Origin of the sequence: Neiella holothuriorum (assembly GCF_019457915.1) — a bacterium.
Lineage (GTDB): Bacteria > Pseudomonadota > Gammaproteobacteria > Enterobacterales > Neiellaceae > Neiella > Neiella holothuriorum.
In genome coordinates, this window is the sequence record NZ_JAHZSS010000010.1 from 1 (window position 1) to 15,960 (window position 15,960).

Genomic DNA, 15,960 nt, shown 5'->3' on the forward strand with positions numbered 1-15,960 from the left:
GCTTGAGCTGTCGCCTTCGCTTGAGTCTGCGTCATCATCGCTTGAGCTGTCGCCTTCGCTTGAGTCTGCGTCATCATCGCTTGAGCTGTCGCCTTCGCTTGAGTCTGCGTCATCATTGCTTGAGCTATCGCCTTCGCTTGAGCTATCGCCTTCGCTTGAGCTATCGCCTTCGCTTGAGTCTGCGTCATCATCGCTTGAGCTGTCACCTTCGCTTGAGTCTGCGTCATCATTAGCTGGAGGCGCAGCTTCATCTTCGATGAGGGCTACAACTTCCTTTGCTAAATCAAGAGAGCCCCAGTTGCTTGTAAGCATCGGGATCTTGGCGATTATCACATCAAGCTCCGCTAACATGTGCTCAGAGATAGCAGCGCTTAGCTGCTCTCTATAAGCCTTAGCGTAAGGTTTCAGCATGTATTGCTCACAGAACACCGCACGACAATGGGTTAGTAAGAACCCTTGCAGCAGGTTTATGGGGTCAGCGTTCGGTCTGGGCATTGAAATCCACCCGCGCTTAATTACTTGGCCCATCATGCCGAATAGATTCGACTTAGATCCTGGATACTTTGCCATGCGGCACCGTTCCATCCGAACATCCTCAAACACTTGCCTGATGTTGTTATGAAGACCAGAAATAGATCGAGCCTCCAAGCTTGCGTTTTTGTCTGTTTCATCGATATGGCCGATCTCATGATCGATAGCGCCCTCAAGAAGCGCGACATAATCATCGTCAGCAAAATCGCCAGCCGGCAGATTAATCATCTGAAAATCTGTATACGCAGAATTTCCACTGATTTGGACGTGTACATCACCTTTGGGTGACATAACACGACTCAGAGTTTTGAACTTTTTAAGCAGTTGGCGCTTACGGCGCATGGCTGATTTATTGCTCATAATGTTCTCCTCCACGAGAATCAAAAAATGTAGAGGGAAAACACCACCCCAATGGGAGCGGTGTACTCCCATTGGGGGGTTGTTGAATTACCAGCCACCAAAGCTCAATTCTAGAGCGTCGGCCTCATCATCATCTACCACCTCAACCGGAACTTCTGTTGTTGTGATTGATGCGTGAGATTCTGGCGTTGCAACCGGTTGAGTGGGGGTATTCACCACTGGCGCTGGTTGCGCATTCAGTTGCGCTGTAGGTTGGACCGGTGCTGGCTCGCTTGGCTCAATTGAACCAAATGAACTGATACCCGTGTCCACCTCATCGTCTAGTTCAGCCTCGTCATCCTCAGGAAGATTAAACTGCTCATCACCGTTAGCATGCAGTTTCAATTTCTCTGCATCGGCCATGACCAGCGTCCAGCGAGCGAGGTTGTTAAAGTCGCCGCCTTCAATCCAACCTGATGTAGGTAGGCTGTCGATCACGCTTTCAATAGTCTGAACAACTCTCATCACGCCTTCATCTAAAAAGGCTAGTGAAACTAACTTGTTCATCATTCTTCGAAAGTGCGCTCGAACGCTCTGATCTTTGCGACTGTATGTCGCAAATGAGCGTCGATACGTGTCGCTCGCGTCAGCTGCAATTTCATCGTACAGCGCTTGAGTCGCATCCTGCTGTAACTCAATGGCGTCTTCTTCAAAGAAGGGTGTCATTGATAGCGGTTTAGGGCGGCGAAAAACAAATCGCCCGCGATATTGATCACGAGTTAACTTGTGTTGCTCAATTAACTCAGATATATCCGGGTTTGCCGCCTTGTGGGACTCAATGATTTGGTCGTAATTAGCATCCAACTCATCTACATCAGCCCAGAAACTCTGTTCTGCTTTTTCCAAGTCTTTGGTCAACATTGGAAGTAGCTCCGTTGCAACGATGCTGTAACCACCTAAATCAACGCCATACTTTTTGATCGCGCGACTTACTGTCGTGTTGTAGCGACTCGAGATCCGAGTGCCCTTGTTTTTTCTAACGCCCAGAGAATTAGTATCCTCAAATTTGGACGGGAACCAGGTTAGTTCGCCACCAGTGACATTGTCATTGGTGATGTCCTCGCCTGCTACCTTAACTTGAGACTCAGGTAAGGTAGTTTTTCCACAAGGGCCTTCAATCTTGAAGGCGCCGATAACGACACATTTACTTTTTAAGCAATCGTTCTTATCAAGGATCGCTTTGATGTTTTTGTCAGCTGTATCGCTGGCAAGTGTTTGACTCATTGATTCAGTCATGATGTATCTCCTCCACGAGATGTTTTGATGTAGCGGAGACACACCTATCCCCCAACGGGATAGTTAAATGTGTCCCGCTGGGATGGTTTTTTGGTTTGTTACTTCAGAATCAGTTTGGTTTGGGCCAAATTGAGCTCTGCGTTCAGAAGCGTAAGCAACTGTTTGTAACCTTTATTCGTTTTCTCAAATGACTTTTGAAGAATGTAGTTCTGAGCTTCTGGGTCAGTTGAGAAGTTCTTCACGTAGAGCACCCAATCTTGATCGGTGTCTGTGTTCTTGAAGAATGTATAAACAATTTTGCCTATACGAGATATTGCCCACATTTTGTCGTTCTCAGCATCCCGATAACCAACCAAATCGACCTTGGGCGATCTAGCTGTTCCGTTCGGCGTGAAATGCGGATGGCATCTGTAAGGCCTCTCAATCAAGGCACCTTTTGAAAAGCGCACATGTTGATACTCCCAATCACCACCAGAAAGCTTCTTACGTTCAGAGTGAGCCTCGCTATGAGACACTGAACGCAGAATCACAGGGTCACGCCCTGTGCCGGCATAGTGATAAAGCAAGGCCTCATCGTTTTCCAACAACTTCATCAAGATATAACTTGAATCAGCCGCAGAGTGATAACACTCGAACACTTGCCCTTCCGGATCAAAAACTCCGGAGGGCTTAGTTGCGCTCGAGCCTCCTACTTTTTTGAACTAGCATCCGCCAGCTCTTTCAGTAAGACACCCAACTTCTTGTTGATATCGTCCCCCCAAATTCGCTGTATGATGCCGTTGGCATCTACATAGTCTTCAGGGTCAACACTTCCCCAAAAAGCAAACTTGAGGGAGTCCATTGGTGTTCGATTAAGTCCGTAAGCCATCATCATCTCACCCCAGTGAACAATTGTTCTGGGCGAGAAGACGCAGCTAATCGGGTTATCGATGTCACCATCACGATTCGGCCCAAGTAGAGCATCCCTAAATGCATTTGCCAGCTTAACCATCTTCATTCGCATGATGGATGGCAGCTTAGGAAAACACTTTTTGAGAATCTCCAACTCGTGAGCTGATTCAGGGAAATGAGCCATTTCCCAGCCAAATCGGGCGCGTAATGCGCTATCCATCCGTTGAGATGTTAAGTAGCGTTCATGACCACCTTCACCCATGGTGTTGGCGGTCGCTACGATCCTACAGTTAGGATGACAATGAGCGGTCTGCTTGAACGTGGATAACGTCCAAGGTTTACGCTCAAGGAACAAATGCAATGCAGTCTGGAGATCATCATTGGCCTTATCGACCTCATCGAGAATGACAAGGCCGCCATGCATGTACCCCATTGCTGCGTTTGAATAGTTCCGCGTTGTTACCTGATCGCCTGATTCGTTAACCACAAGTTCTCGGTCACCCTCAAACTTTTCTGTGGTCATGCCTGTAGTAATTTTTTCCAAGTAAACAGGCTCGTTCAAACGGTCAGCTATATACAACATAAGCTCAGTCTTACCCGTGCCGGTTTCACCGTGCACACCGAAAGGCTTGAGTCGCTTGCCGAAGTTCCACCACGCCATAACCCGTTCAAACAACTCCTGCTCTGGAATATAGAGCGGGTTCGACTTAACGCAATTTGGATGGCGATGCTTGCGACGTTGAAGCTTACGCTTCCCTTCCTGATATCCAAGTTCAGGAAAGATGACGGCGGCATCCACTATTTCCATTTGGTTGTAGTCAATTGCTGACTGGCTAGGGATTGACACAACAGTGTTTTCGGCAGTGTTAGTAGTTGTCATAATTATCTCCTCCACGAGATGATTAATATCTTTGTGGCGAAGACACACCGATCCCTGTGGGGGGACCTACAAATGTGTCCCGCCGGGATGGTTATTTGTTAAAACATGCGATTCGCTCGACTTGAGTCTCGTTGAACGAGAACTTTTCGTGCAATCGCTTGAATGCGTTGATGATTCTTGCAGCTTCACCAACTAAAGGTTTGTCATAGCGTTCCATTATCCGAGGAATCGCAACGCGTATGACGTTGGGATCGCAACCCATCGAGAAGCAAATTTGCTCAAACTGCTCACTTGCGAGCCATTCAACCTCCTCTTGAAAGAGGTTGTTGTCAGGCTTAGCGTATCGGAGTATTTCTAAGCAACGTTGCAGCATACCGAAGTGTACGCTCTCGATATTTGAGTCCGTCCATTGAATGTTATAAGTGGCATTTTCGCCATCAATGTTCGGATCGAACAAATCAAACAGAACTTCTTCGTGTTTAACTTTGCCGCCCTTCATTGCTTTTAAAATGTCATCATCCAATGGATGCGCAATGCACGTTGTTCTATCCCAATCAGGGTTCGAAACTTTGCGCTTGCGACGTGTCTGACTTACGGGCACAAATTGACGCCGGTTACGCTCAATCATGTCCAGTTGACGTTTAGTGATCCCCATAATTATCTCCTCCACGTTTGGATATCGCAGCGAAGACATATCCCCCATAGCGCGGGACATATCCCCGCTTGGGGTTTTGGGTGTAACTAGTTGTTAAGCCAGAAATATCATTTCATTGGCGTTTTTAGCGGTACGTTTAGCTCTAAAGTGCAAACGACAGGCGTCAGCCGCTAGAGTGAGTGCCGCAGCACGTCTCAACAGCTTTTTTTCCCGTCGTCGTAAATATGCACCAGAGCGTTTCGCATCTTGACGAGTGCTCATGACAAGCCTCCAAAACGAGAACGTAACCGGCTAAATAGTTGGCCAGCACCACAGCAAAGCGCTAAAAGCGCTAAAAACTGAAAGCAGGCAATGGTGTATTCCGGTGTGTGAAATGAATACATGATGATGCTCCTCCACGAGCGTGAAGGGCACAAAAACCCCCAAAGGGATTTTGTGCCCTTCGGTAAGGTTTGAAGTTAATTAAGCTAAAATCGCTCAAAAAACGGTTGATAGCCTTTCGGCAATACATCGGTTTTACATGTCGATGCAACATGCTCTGCCCGTACCAACAAAATTGTCAGCAACACTTGTCAAGGTGACGTGGGGCAAGGCTCTTTGTTAGTGAAGACGGCATGACGCCGTGAATTAATCAAAGATTAAAACAACAAAAACAAAGAGTAGAGAGAGGGTGTCTGGAGGATATCCAGTAATGGATGCGCCGAAACGCTGAAATGCTTTGCCAAGCACACTTGGCAGAATGTTTGGGAAAGCATCCCTAAATAGGATGTTGCTACTGCAACCGTAGGAAATTACTTCTTTCCGTCAGGTGTAGGTTATAACAAACGTCGACTTAGACGCAAGGGTTCAAGCGTCAATCAATGACTGCTTTGGTTGCGGTCGATTAAAATTTTGCCAACAATCGCAATGATAAATACTAGGCCTATACCCAGCCAAACCACCGAAATATCAAGCATGAGAATCACCCCGCTAAATTGAGAGATTACAAGCCCCCTCAAAAGAGGGCTTGTAATAAATTAACTATGTTTATGACTATCAATATACATCTTGCCTAGAATAGAAACAATTACGAACAAGCCTAAACTTGCCCATACGAGTGATGCATTCTCCATTGATTTGTGTCCTTTTAGTTATTACTGGAAATAGATTGTTCAAGCTCCTAGATTTAAGAGCTTTTTTAAGAAGAATCGTAATTACCAGCCTCCCAAGCTATGAGTGCGAATGATGCCATAGTGGCATAAAACCCAAACATAACCATGATAGCGCCGCTTTCACCACCAGCTTGAAAACCGCTGATTAGTAGAGCTGCGCCTGCATCTTGAAAGATGTTCTGCCAAAAGATTAAAGCGTTCAATCTTTTCGCATAGACGACAAGAGCATGGGTTGCCATTGCTACCGCGCCCACAAAGAGAGCAATAACATCTAGCACTGTTTCGACACCATTTAGAATGTCTGCCGAGGAATAAATGAAAATCCCCACAGCAAAGACACGAATGGTTGTAAGTAAGTTGTTCATCTGTGTTGTACCTCGCTATAAAAAAATTAGCTAAGGCGCATCACAGATCCCTCCCTTTCGGGCGAGATGCAGCGATCTCGCCCGCTAGGTTTATTGGTTTTGATAGAACGGCTGATTTCCATAGCCACCTTGCGGCGGTTGGTTCGGCGCGTTGTTTGGTTGCGCACCAAAGCCACCTTGCGGCGGTTGGTTCGGCGCGTTGTTTGGTTGTGCACTAAAGCCACCTTGCGGCGGTTGATTTGGCGCGTTGTTTGGTTGTGCACTAAAGCCACCTTGCGGCGGTTGATTCGGTGCGTTGTTTGGTTGCTGCTGATTACCAACAAATCCATTTTGTTTTAAGCATTCGATTTCTGCTTTTGACAGGTGACCGGTGACTTTCTCAGCTTGCAGCCGAACTGCTTGCCGATTTTGACCTTGCTGATCTTGCCATTTTTCCTGTACCAGTTTCGCTTTAAAAGAAATTTGGTCGCCTTTGTTGACGCCATTTTTTAGTTGACTCAATACCCGATTATCAACTTTTACATCGATAAAATAGGTGCGATCTACCCATTCTCCATTTTGGCCGTTCTGGCCCTTCTTGAAGTACCCATCATCGGTAGCTACGGTAATGGTACCGAAGTACTCATTGGCAGCTTGAGTTGATTGCTTGATATCCAAACCGCTGACATTGCCGGCGATTTTAACTAAGTTTTCTTTTAGGTTACGCATGATATTTACTCCACGAGCCTGCTCAAAAGGCGTATTTTCTAGATTTAAGCCGCATAAGTAGAGCTGTGAAATAAACGCACCTCCCCTAAGGGCAGACGTTAATTCCACCCTATGGGCGTGCTAAAGTTATCTGCTGACTTAATGGTCACACAGAAGTTGGAATGCGCTACTGCGCAATAAAACCAGTGCAAGCACTGGCTGATACCCCCACATAATTGTGTTGTTAGCGAGATGCCAACGGGGTATCGAACGCCATAACTACAAAACATTCAGCTCAAGATGAGCTGTCGAAATAACGATAAAAAATGTTATGCAATTAAGGCGAGGGAAATTCTCGGTGTCGCAGTGCGACAATATTCTTTGCTCAATGCTGCTCTACAACATTCAGAAAAGAACGGCCCACTCAGGACTGTGGGCCACGAGGAAAGTTGATTGTGCTAGGTAGCACGCGTTCAGAGATAAGCTAAAGCTTAAACTCAGCCAGTTTTTTAGCATTGATTTCAAGTTCCTTGGTCACTCTTGCCAAATCCTGCTCAATGCGGGTTTCCTCGCGTAGAGAATCTTCTACCAAAAGCCACCGTATGAAAGCGCAAGCAAATACGCTGGCAGCAAGAAGGAACATAGGAACTAAAAACTGGAATCCCTGATCTTCAGGGGGGAAATTTACCGAAGGCTCAAGCATCGTCCTACCCCTCAATACCAACCCAAAAAGGCCAGTGTGCGACGCACAGGCAACGACAAGATCCAACCGGTAATACAACAGCCTAGTAGTACAGTAATCATAACAATCGCCTCATTGATCCAGTGTCATCCTCAAACCACCTAAGCCAATTGGCCGAGGTAACTTGAGTGATGACACCGGGAGAGATTGCCAGTAGGCGGAGTGGCAAAATTGCCACACCCACCTACTACTGATTAAAGTAATCCGATAGCTTCCATCAGAGGCCGCAAACCAAATAAATAGAGCGACACTCCTGATACCGAACACCCTGCAAGAACTAAAGCTTCCATATGTATCTCCACGAACCAAATGCTTTGCACTCAAAAGCGAATTAACTAAAAGCCGCCAAAGAGAGTGCAACAAGGTCTGGTGAAGACACATGTGTTCCCTGGCGGAATAAATCCCGCTAGGGAAATTAAGTAAGCAGTAAAAGCGAAGGCTAAAACTACATCAGGTATCTCTTTTCGAGATGACAAACGCAATTGCGTTCCGCTAGTGTTGTTTTCATCGATTAGCTATCGATATCGGGAAGTAAGACCTAAACAAAGGAACTACTTGTCACTATTGGCAAGGCGCTCAATAGTCGCTCGAGATTGAAAACGAGAGCTACGTTCCTGCCGGACAGCAAAAAATCAAAAATTAAATGTGCAGAGCACAAGTAAATAATTGGTTTAGAGACTGTCGTAAAAGGCAGAGGGAAACTGAAAAGTGTTAATAGGAAAAGGCACTCAATGACGAATGAGCTTGCCTGTTACCACTTGGTTTATTGGATAACGCTACTGCGAAGATGGTAGCCCGAAGGCAGAGTGGATACCGCGTCGAATGCGGTTAATTTCAGCCTACACAACCATTCATTTTACGTCAACACATCAGGCGTACAATTTAGAACTTTGTTTCCAGATTTCACTGGTCCGGCGCATCGTCGCTATCGTCCGTCGAGAAGGCTTCTTCCAAAAAGGGAGACATCTGCTTGTAGTAACAAATATGTAGTTGCTCAATAGCGCGGGTCATACCGACATATAATAGCCGCCGCTCCTCACTAACCACATCAGACTTATCAGACGGCAACGTTCCTTTGTTGCAGTTCGCGATAATCACGTTTTCAAATTCAAGACCTTTGCTGCTATGTAGCGTTGCTATTGTTACGCGAGCAGCATTTTCTTTCTTGTCTGTGGACTGTTGGCGGCTCAAGACTGTGAGCAATCCATCTATCCGCTCATGCAGGCTACCTTCCGCATTCCTAGCAATAAGGTCAGCAATAGCAGCTGCGCGCCCAAGTCCTTGATCAACCTCTCCGCCTTTTGCTTCTCGGCACCAGTTCACAAGCGTTTTCATCCGCTTACTTATCATATCGCCATCTTCGGTGTTGCGTGCGATACGTTCCCAATACTGCTGAAACCGAGTGGTTGTCGGGCGCCAGTCGCCGCGCGAGCTTTCCTTTACGTGGCCAAATCCTTTGTATCGCTTCGCATCACGACAAATAGCAGCAATGGTGTCCTCATCTTCTTCCAGCCAACCCAGTACCTCGTTGAGGTAATTTGTCGACTGCGGGAACCGTAAACAGTGGAGTAACTTTAAGAAGCAATTCGCTTCAGGGTTATCCCAAAAACTCTTACCCCCAAGTCGGGCCGCTGCAATTCCATGGGCTCGTAAAACACCTTCTATATAGTCCAAATGGGAATTGTTGCGGGCAATAATCGCCCACTGGCCTTCCTGTTGAACAAGGCTCACCACCCCTTCCGCTTGCTTGTCTTGATCTGCAAATCCCTTAATGCTCACAGTGCCGCCAGGCTTAAGTTTGGCGGTCATAGGTTTAGCCACTCGCTCAGTGTTAAACTCAATGACCTTCTTGGATGCTAATAACACTTCCGGACGACATCTAAAGCAGGTGCTAAGTACATGGCCAACTGCATCAAAGTCCGTCTGGAACATCTGCATGACCTCATAACCTTTTGAGCCCCGCCAGCCGTAAATGGCCTGATCGTCATCTCCAACAACGGTGATTTTAGTGCCGCTTTGGCCGTGCTTTCGGATCCATGCATATTGAACATTGTCAGTGTCTTGGAATTCATCTACGAGTAGGTGGCTTTGGCCGAACGGCTGAATGTCGCCAAGCTCCATCCCTAGACGAACAGCCCGAAAAATCATGTTGAAGTCCTGCTTACCCAAGCTTTTTACGATTTTCTGGTAGGCTTCATACAGAGCCCAGTCCCCTGACCTCCCTGATTTTGGTAGTGGCCGCAACATAGCGCCAAAATGCTCAATAGCAGCAACTCCGTCCTCAAACTTTCCGTCATAACCACTGAGTCTCATTGCCCGAATTATGACGTTCGATTGCTCTGGGCCAATAAGTAATTTTGGTTGACGGATCTGTTTGTATTGCTCCAGTGCCAACGAATGAAATGTGCCGACTTTTACCCTGCTGGCTAGCCGGGCTGGCAGCTTCTTACTCAAACGTGTACGCATTTCACCGGCCGCGGCATTGGTGAACGTCACCATGATCACTTCGTAGGAGGAGTTGGCGGTTAAAATTTGTCTACACACCTCCATGTTCGTGTGTGTTTTACCACTGCCGGGCAATGCGCAAACTAAATTGTAACCGTCAGCAAAGCGAACAACTCTCGCCTGATCTTTTGTTAGTGACAAGACTGCATCCGAGGAAAAATATTTAGCCAAAATCATACTGGCTTCCCCCTCTTTCAATACTGTCTTAACACTCCAAATTGCTTTTGTTACGAAACAGCCCGATCTAGTCAGTTTGATACGTTACAAGCAACGAATTGAGCCAAGTGGAAGGGTGAACTATGTGGTTAAACAGCCTTATTAATATCTGCGTTATTTTCAGCACTTTTTTGTTATCAGTAATGTTTCAAGTCAAATTTGAGTACGGTGATGGCTGGATACTTCCTTCGTGGGCAGCGTTATCTGTCGTCCTACTATGCGCTTTATATGTGCCACGGGCGCTTCTATACCGAAACAAGCAGCTCGCTAAGCATTTGCATTGAGAGGACTAAAAGGTATAGCGATTTAAACTATATGCCGTAATATCCGGATGTTAACGTTTATGAAGTTGCGCCATTTTGAAACCGGATAACAATAGCCATATCTGAGGTTCGTGGAGATTAAACCCAATGAAAAACTACTTAGCTATTCCCGCAGTGCTCGCCTTAGCCGCTTGCGCATCAACAACGCCATCTGTCGAATCTAATGCGCCAGTGAACTACGATCACAGCATGAGCTTAGCTTGGAATGTAATGAATGCCGCTGGCATAGGCGAGAGTTTTGCCGACGATCAGATCCCAGAGCAGACATTGGCCTCTGCAACAGCAACTAAGCAGGTTGTCTCCGCAGGGCTGACCACGGCGCTCACTCGTTTTGATAACTTTGGTCTGAACTTGATTTCAGGCTACCAGCACAAAGATCCAACAGCTCGCTGGCAATATATCATTATGCCTGTGAATCTTTCCGGCATACCAAGTAGTCAGTGGGAGCAAGCCACCCTAGAAAAACTCTCATCGATTGCCAAGAAATCCTACCCAAACTCAGTCGTTACTCTTGAAGGGAGTAACGTCGTGATGACCGGTAAAGTTTGCGAAGACGCAAAAAAAGTTGAAATCGAGCGTGGAGCCTCTGAGCTAGCGATTAAAAACTTAGATAAATATGGTTGCGGTGTTTACTTTCAGGAAATTGAATTTATAGGGCCAACTAGCGAATCCTTGTTCCCAAGCTCAACAGGTGAAACTGTCGTTCGTTTAATGGCATCCGATTCTGGCGTTACCGCCTATCATATTGCCAAACATATTGAGGATGGGTACTGGTACTTCCCCACTCACGTATTCCACCAAGGAAAAGGGTATCTATTTACGCCACCAGAAGGCGGAACGGAGGTGGCTTTTTCGTTCGATGAACACCCTTACTACAGCGCTTATGGCTTGTAATAAACGAAACAACTGAGAGGGGCCAACGGCCCCTTTTTTGTTCTGTTTGAGTTCTCTAATGAGCTTACAGTTGTAACGGTCAAATAGCGTCTCAGCATTCATCCAAATTAGCACTATCCCCAAGTCGATCGCACCAACATGGATGGCTTCTATTAAGTTGTTTTATGAAAAACCAAACATTAATAAAAAGAGTAAATAATAATATTCCCCAACGTTAGCCTCCCGTTGGATCTTGGTTTAAATCACAGACTGGTGGACGTGGGTAAACCGAACAGTTCACGTTATTTGGATCAAGGCCGTCCTGTAACTGGTCTTTTGCCTCCAGCCATCCGCCACCATCCATATATTCCTGAACCTCATCACCAGCTGTTAAGCGACCGCCTTCGTTTGGTGTTCTGCGTTCATTGAGTGTTGCTTCATCAAAATCGTCTTCCTCTAGCATGATGTCGGCCGCTTCAGACAGAGCAATCCATTCGCTCAAGTCAATTTGGCTCCAATCAAGGCTCTCCATTTCACTTGGAGTTAGGCCTGCACACGTACTCATGTCCTTGCCAAGCATGGGGGCTGCTTGCTCCATGATGATTCGTGACAGGGCTGAGCCATAACAACACCAGTCTTGCCGCTTTTGAATACAGAGGCCCAATACGCTCATAGAGCAGTATTTGTCACCCACTTTGAAGCATTGGTGAGTAGCAATACGAACCCCCATGTCCTGCTCCTCCTCCTCGCACGCAGTAAGTAGGTTTAGCAAAAGGACAACCATTTGATAAATCATGTACGCCATGCCAACAAAGCTAATGAATGACATCACTGAGGTCATGAGAGGCCCCCAAGTGACGGCTCCTGCGCTAGTACTGAAAAGTTGAGAGCTTAGCTCAGTACCGAACCATTCTGTGACCTTGTCTTTGGCGTAAGTCATCATCTGCTGCTCTAGTTGATCAAGCCCTAGCGAGGTCATTGCGTCATTGACAAGTGAGCCGGAGGACTCACCAAATAAGCTCTCCACCGATGAAGTAACCTGCTCTGGCATAAAATCCCATGCAGCCTGAAATCCGTCTTGAATACCAGTTTGTACGGTATCCCATGCGCCGTTTGCGTAGTAGTCGACCTGGCCGGCGTAGGGGATATCCATATATGCCGCAACATCCTTCATGTCCTTCGCTAGTTTTATATACTCAAATACGTTGATGTCTTCCGGCTTTTCACAGCAATCTGCACCTAGCCCCGAAACCTCCCACGAGCAAAATTTATGCTCCCCATTAAAGACGGTGCATGAATCTGGATCCGAAGGGTCCGCGCAGTTCATGTCATCGCCCATCATGCTTAGCTGGTCGAAGTGCGCCGCCGCTTGGGCAAAATCAGTATTGTCTTCTTGTGTTCCAGCTTCACAATCCCCGCCAATGCAAGGCAGTGCCCCAGTGCAAATATCCGTTGTCTGAGTATTGGTTTTCGTTTTAGTAACACCAATGTCGCACTCGTAAGTGATTTGCCACATGTAGCACTGTTCGGTGTAATCATCGAACCAACCGTCGGAGCACGTTCGCTCCTTCTCATAACAGTTCGGATCAGCTTTTTCGACCGCGCAGCTATCGGGCAGGTCGCGCATTTCATCATATGTGTAGCAAACCTCGACTTCGTCTTTGGTTTCGCTTTCGCTGTCGTTGTATGTAGCGCAGTATTGCTCGCCATAAAACGGATCACAGGTATAGTTAACCGCATTGGCTTTCCAGCACGCTCTGTGGTCATCGCCCGGGTAGAACGGCGCTATTGCATCAAGAAATGAATCATCCAATCCCGCCGAGCTCTCATCGACACATTCCCAATCTTCGGCATAGCAAAAACTATTATCCGATTTGTATGGCTTTTCGCACAGAGGATTGCCATCAGTGCAAATTTTTGGGTTGTCGTTGATTGACCATCCAATCGCATCAGCGCAACCTTCAGGAGTTTGAATGACGGTATCAACTGCTTGTAATGGTGAGTCAAACTCAAGGGTCACTTCATAAAAGACTTCACCAGAGCCTGCCACGCCCAAAAGGTACTCAAGCTCCAAGTAACGGCCATCCCGCAGCGGCTTCACTAGATTGGTGATATCAACCGTATCTTTGTCATTGCTACTATGATGTTCACACTTGATGTAATCGCCGGTACCGATGTGTGTGTTCCAAAGCTTCCAATCCATGGGAACGTTGTTGTAGCGCGCTCGAGGCAACGCTAAAGCAGAATCCGGTATTAGCGACCAGTAATAATTTGAGTCGTCAGTTGAATGCGGCTCTTGGTGCATTTGACGTGAGCCATTAACAAAAATGGCCAACGAGTCATCAATGCGAACGTGCGAGCGCTCCGCTTTGACAATGTTATAGGTAGGATCGATCTCAAACGTAATTGCAGAGCTGTAAACCTTACATGCTTTGTTTGGCCCCCCATCTTCTGTAGCATCCCCAAGGAAGTTGCCGTCATCCTTGCCCACTTTTACTTTGACGGTGTAGTCATCCACATATTCGACGTCGAACAACGTCAAATTGCCGCCCGTATCTACAACGCGAATCGGGTAATCTGAAGTTCTTTCAATCGTGCAACTGTTAAGGTTTTCTTGGTTTGGCTCTTGGCATCGCCGTTCTTCCCATACGGGATAATGCACCTCTTGCTCAGTTTCAGTAGTGGTTTCGGTACACGATTGATACCAATCTCCCACCCCATTTTTGGCGTTACTTAATTCATTATCGCCATAAGTAAATAAATGCGAGCCAGAGTTTAACGTCGGAGCTGGATTGTCGTTATACGAATCCAATAGCGTTTTGTAGACTAAGGAATCAGAGGTGGTGCCCCCTTTCAAATACTCTAATTGGTCGATTGCGACTTCATTGAATCCATCTTCGTCGCCGTACTCACCATCGGCCTCCAGCGATGTATCTAGATGATCAAGTTCTGCTCCGGTAGCCTCATTAAACTCTAAGTCTAAAACCGTATCCGAAACCGCTGTGTTTGGCGTGAACGATAGAGAGCCATCACTGTTCCGCTCAACTACAAGAGCGCCTTCGGTGTGATAGTTTACTTGGACATTATCACCGGCGCCCTTTTGTGGAATTTGAGCAGTAGCGCTGTCATTCATTGCACTGCCTACGGCATTGTTCCACTTGGTATCGAACGACTGGCCATTGTCATACTTCGAGTAATCAAATGGCGTACTGGAAGGGGTTGGTGCCGAGTGATATTTATCAATGATCATCAGCTCGTAATTTGTCGAGCCACTTGGGTAGGACTTATTTAGAACCTCATCCCGTTTAGCTGTCCCCGTATAGTTGTTGTAGGGGTTGTCTGTATCGTACTTTTCTTTTAGCTGCTCTTGAGTAACGGCAGCATATGCAGCTTCAAATGGTGATGGCATTACAATGCCAATGAGCACCCCAAAAAAAGCAAAGTGAAGCCCCTGCACCAGCAAGGTAATACTGGTAACAACAGAAGTAGCTCTATACCACGTCGACGTTTTTTTCATTCCGTGCGCCTACTCTAGAAGCTGTCTCGAACACAGCAATCTGTCCATCGCCAAATCAACCAAACATAATCTTTATCACCTGGCCTCTGTCGTCCGCCTGCCGCTGTAGACCACTTATGATGACTATCGCCGGGAGTTTGACAGCAACCATAAGGCCCTGAGCTGTCAGCTTGTGGCAGAGGATGAACCATTGAGAATTTGTATTGGCTGCGAGGCAGAAACGGGATATACGAAGGCTCGCACATCTCCTCATCGCCCATTGTTTTAAGCGCCAATCCTTTGCGGTGAAGTGATGCCAGAACGCGCTGAGTAATTAATGAAGAATTTCTGACTGGATCGGCCGTTGCTCCAACATTCCCCGTGTGTGGGTACAAGTTCCCATCTGTGCCCGCGCAGTAATACATTTCTTCGATAGCTTCTCCGGTGGCAGTAATCGTGATGCCGTCCACCATGCAGGAAGAAATAGCCAGCGGATTGGCAAAGATATAGGCCTCTCTCGTTAGTAGCATTGACAACATATCGTCCGACCACATCGGATCAATCTCACTCAAATAGAGCATGTCGAAATCCGCCCACGGATCAGGATCGCAGTCAGGGAGAAGAAACAGCTCAAGGATTTCCATGATTGGGTATGAAAAGTAGTGATAGTTGTAAAAGGCTTTAGAGCTTGAGTCGCCCGAGGTACCGCGCGTTCCGTAGCCGCCGAAGTCATCTTGAAGCGAAATTCCCCCTAAACTTGGAGAACACCAAGGTTCTTGTACTACCTCGTTAAGTCTCACCGGCTGAAACCCACCTAGCGGCCAACCAAAGTCCGGCATTCCCAACGCATCAAAACAAGCGCAAGCACCAACCGATGAAGAAGCGCCATCGGGCTTATAGCCAACTCCCATGATGGTCATCGGTACCACACAGTCCCAACAGATTTGATCGAACATCTTTTCAAATATTTTGGCATCACCACATGTCTGATCAGCTGCTTGGCTACTCAC

At 46.9% G+C, this 15,960-nt stretch carries 14 protein-coding genes; 1 reads left to right on the plus strand and 13 read right to left on the minus strand.

What is annotated here, in order from left to right; genetic code table 11:
- The 11 genes from K0504_RS09535 to K0504_RS09580 all read right to left on the minus strand — a co-directional run.
- A partial coding sequence (locus K0504_RS09535; protein ID WP_220103959.1) for a hypothetical protein occupies nt 1-891 on the minus strand: 891 nt, incomplete at its 3' end.
- 87 nt (nt 892-978) lie between these two features.
- Nucleotides 979-2,166 carry a DUF3150 domain-containing protein gene (locus K0504_RS09540; RefSeq protein WP_220103960.1) on the minus strand — a complete coding sequence of 396 codons (1,188 nt, stop codon included), beginning with the start codon at nt 2,164-2,166 and terminating at the stop codon, nt 979-981.
- A gap of 98 nt (nt 2,167-2,264) precedes the next feature.
- Nucleotides 2,265-2,759, minus strand: coding sequence for a hypothetical protein (locus K0504_RS09545; protein ID WP_220103961.1), 495 nt, complete (start codon nt 2,757-2,759; stop codon nt 2,265-2,267).
- Between the two features lie 95 nt (nt 2,760-2,854).
- A complete protein-coding gene (locus tag K0504_RS09550) occupies nt 2,855-3,937 on the minus strand; it encodes an AAA family ATPase (RefSeq protein ID WP_220103962.1) in 1,083 nt (360 codons plus the stop codon).
- 91 nt (nt 3,938-4,028) lie between these two features.
- Nucleotides 4,029-4,592, minus strand: a complete 564-nt coding sequence (locus K0504_RS09555) for a hypothetical protein (protein WP_220103963.1) — start codon at nt 4,590-4,592, stop codon at nt 4,029-4,031.
- Between the two features lie 93 nt (nt 4,593-4,685).
- Complete coding sequence (locus K0504_RS09560) at nt 4,686-4,853, minus strand: hypothetical protein (RefSeq protein WP_220103964.1); 168 nt, start codon at nt 4,851-4,853, stop codon at nt 4,686-4,688.
- Nucleotides 4,850-4,975, minus strand: coding sequence for a hypothetical protein (locus K0504_RS18495; protein ID WP_264082963.1), 126 nt, complete (start codon nt 4,973-4,975; stop codon nt 4,850-4,852). Before K0504_RS18495 ends, K0504_RS09560 begins: the two co-directional genes overlap by 4 nt.
- Before the next feature lie 794 nt (nt 4,976-5,769).
- On the minus strand, nt 5,770-6,108 hold the full coding sequence (locus tag K0504_RS09565; RefSeq protein ID WP_220103965.1) for a hypothetical protein: 339 nt from the start codon (nt 6,106-6,108) through the stop codon (nt 5,770-5,772).
- A gap of 90 nt (nt 6,109-6,198) precedes the next feature.
- On the minus strand, nt 6,199-6,816 hold the full coding sequence (gene ssb, locus K0504_RS09570; protein ID WP_220103966.1) for a single-stranded DNA-binding protein: 618 nt from the start codon (nt 6,814-6,816) through the stop codon (nt 6,199-6,201).
- Between the two features lie 463 nt (nt 6,817-7,279).
- Nucleotides 7,280-7,498, minus strand: a complete 219-nt coding sequence (locus tag K0504_RS09575; RefSeq protein WP_220103967.1) for a hypothetical protein — start codon at nt 7,496-7,498, stop codon at nt 7,280-7,282.
- 942 nt (nt 7,499-8,440) lie between these two features.
- A complete protein-coding gene (locus tag K0504_RS09580; RefSeq protein ID WP_220103968.1) occupies nt 8,441-10,219 on the minus strand; it encodes an ATP-dependent helicase in 1,779 nt (592 codons plus the stop codon).
- A gap of 449 nt (nt 10,220-10,668) precedes the next feature.
- Here K0504_RS09580 and K0504_RS09585 point away from each other — a divergent pair, with 449 nt between their 5' ends.
- Nucleotides 10,669-11,475, plus strand: coding sequence for a hypothetical protein (locus tag K0504_RS09585; protein ID WP_220103969.1), 807 nt, complete (start codon nt 10,669-10,671; stop codon nt 11,473-11,475).
- A gap of 214 nt (nt 11,476-11,689) precedes the next feature.
- Here K0504_RS09585 and traN read toward each other — a convergent pair whose 3' ends face one another.
- A complete protein-coding gene (traN, locus tag K0504_RS09590) occupies nt 11,690-14,971 on the minus strand; it encodes a conjugal transfer protein TraN (protein ID WP_220103970.1) in 3,282 nt (1,093 codons plus the stop codon).
- Nucleotides 14,972-14,985: 14 nt separating this feature from the next.
- Nucleotides 14,986-15,960, minus strand: a complete 975-nt coding sequence (locus K0504_RS09595; RefSeq protein WP_220103971.1) for a TraU family protein — start codon at nt 15,958-15,960, stop codon at nt 14,986-14,988.

Excerpts from the sequence above, each read along its gene's own strand:
- K0504_RS09540 (WP_220103960.1), bottom strand. The coding sequence starts at position 2,166 with ATGACTGAATCAATGAGTCAAACACTTGCCAGCGATACAGCTGACAAA.
- K0504_RS09545 (WP_220103961.1), bottom strand. The coding sequence starts at position 2,759 with ATGAAGTTGTTGGAAAACGATGAGGCCTTGCTTTATCACTATGCCGGC.
- K0504_RS09550 (WP_220103962.1), bottom strand. The coding sequence starts at position 3,937 with ATGACAACTACTAACACTGCCGAAAACACTGTTGTGTCAATCCCTAGC.
- K0504_RS09555 (WP_220103963.1), bottom strand. The coding sequence starts at position 4,592 with ATGGGGATCACTAAACGTCAACTGGACATGATTGAGCGTAACCGGCGT.
- K0504_RS09560 (WP_220103964.1), bottom strand. The coding sequence starts at position 4,853 with ATGAGCACTCGTCAAGATGCGAAACGCTCTGGTGCATATTTACGACGA.
- K0504_RS18495 (WP_264082963.1), bottom strand. The coding sequence starts at position 4,975 with ATGTATTCATTTCACACACCGGAATACACCATTGCCTGCTTTCAGTTT.
- K0504_RS09565 (WP_220103965.1), bottom strand. The coding sequence starts at position 6,108 with ATGAACAACTTACTTACAACCATTCGTGTCTTTGCTGTGGGGATTTTC.
- ssb (WP_220103966.1), bottom strand. The coding sequence starts at position 6,816 with ATGCGTAACCTAAAAGAAAACTTAGTTAAAATCGCCGGCAATGTCAGC.
- K0504_RS09575 (WP_220103967.1), bottom strand. The coding sequence starts at position 7,498 with ATGCTTGAGCCTTCGGTAAATTTCCCCCCTGAAGATCAGGGATTCCAG.
- K0504_RS09580 (WP_220103968.1), bottom strand. The coding sequence starts at position 10,219 with ATGATTTTGGCTAAATATTTTTCCTCGGATGCAGTCTTGTCACTAACA.
- K0504_RS09585 (WP_220103969.1), top strand. The coding sequence starts at position 10,669 with ATGAAAAACTACTTAGCTATTCCCGCAGTGCTCGCCTTAGCCGCTTGC.
- traN (WP_220103970.1), bottom strand. The coding sequence starts at position 14,971 with ATGAAAAAAACGTCGACGTGGTATAGAGCTACTTCTGTTGTTACCAGT.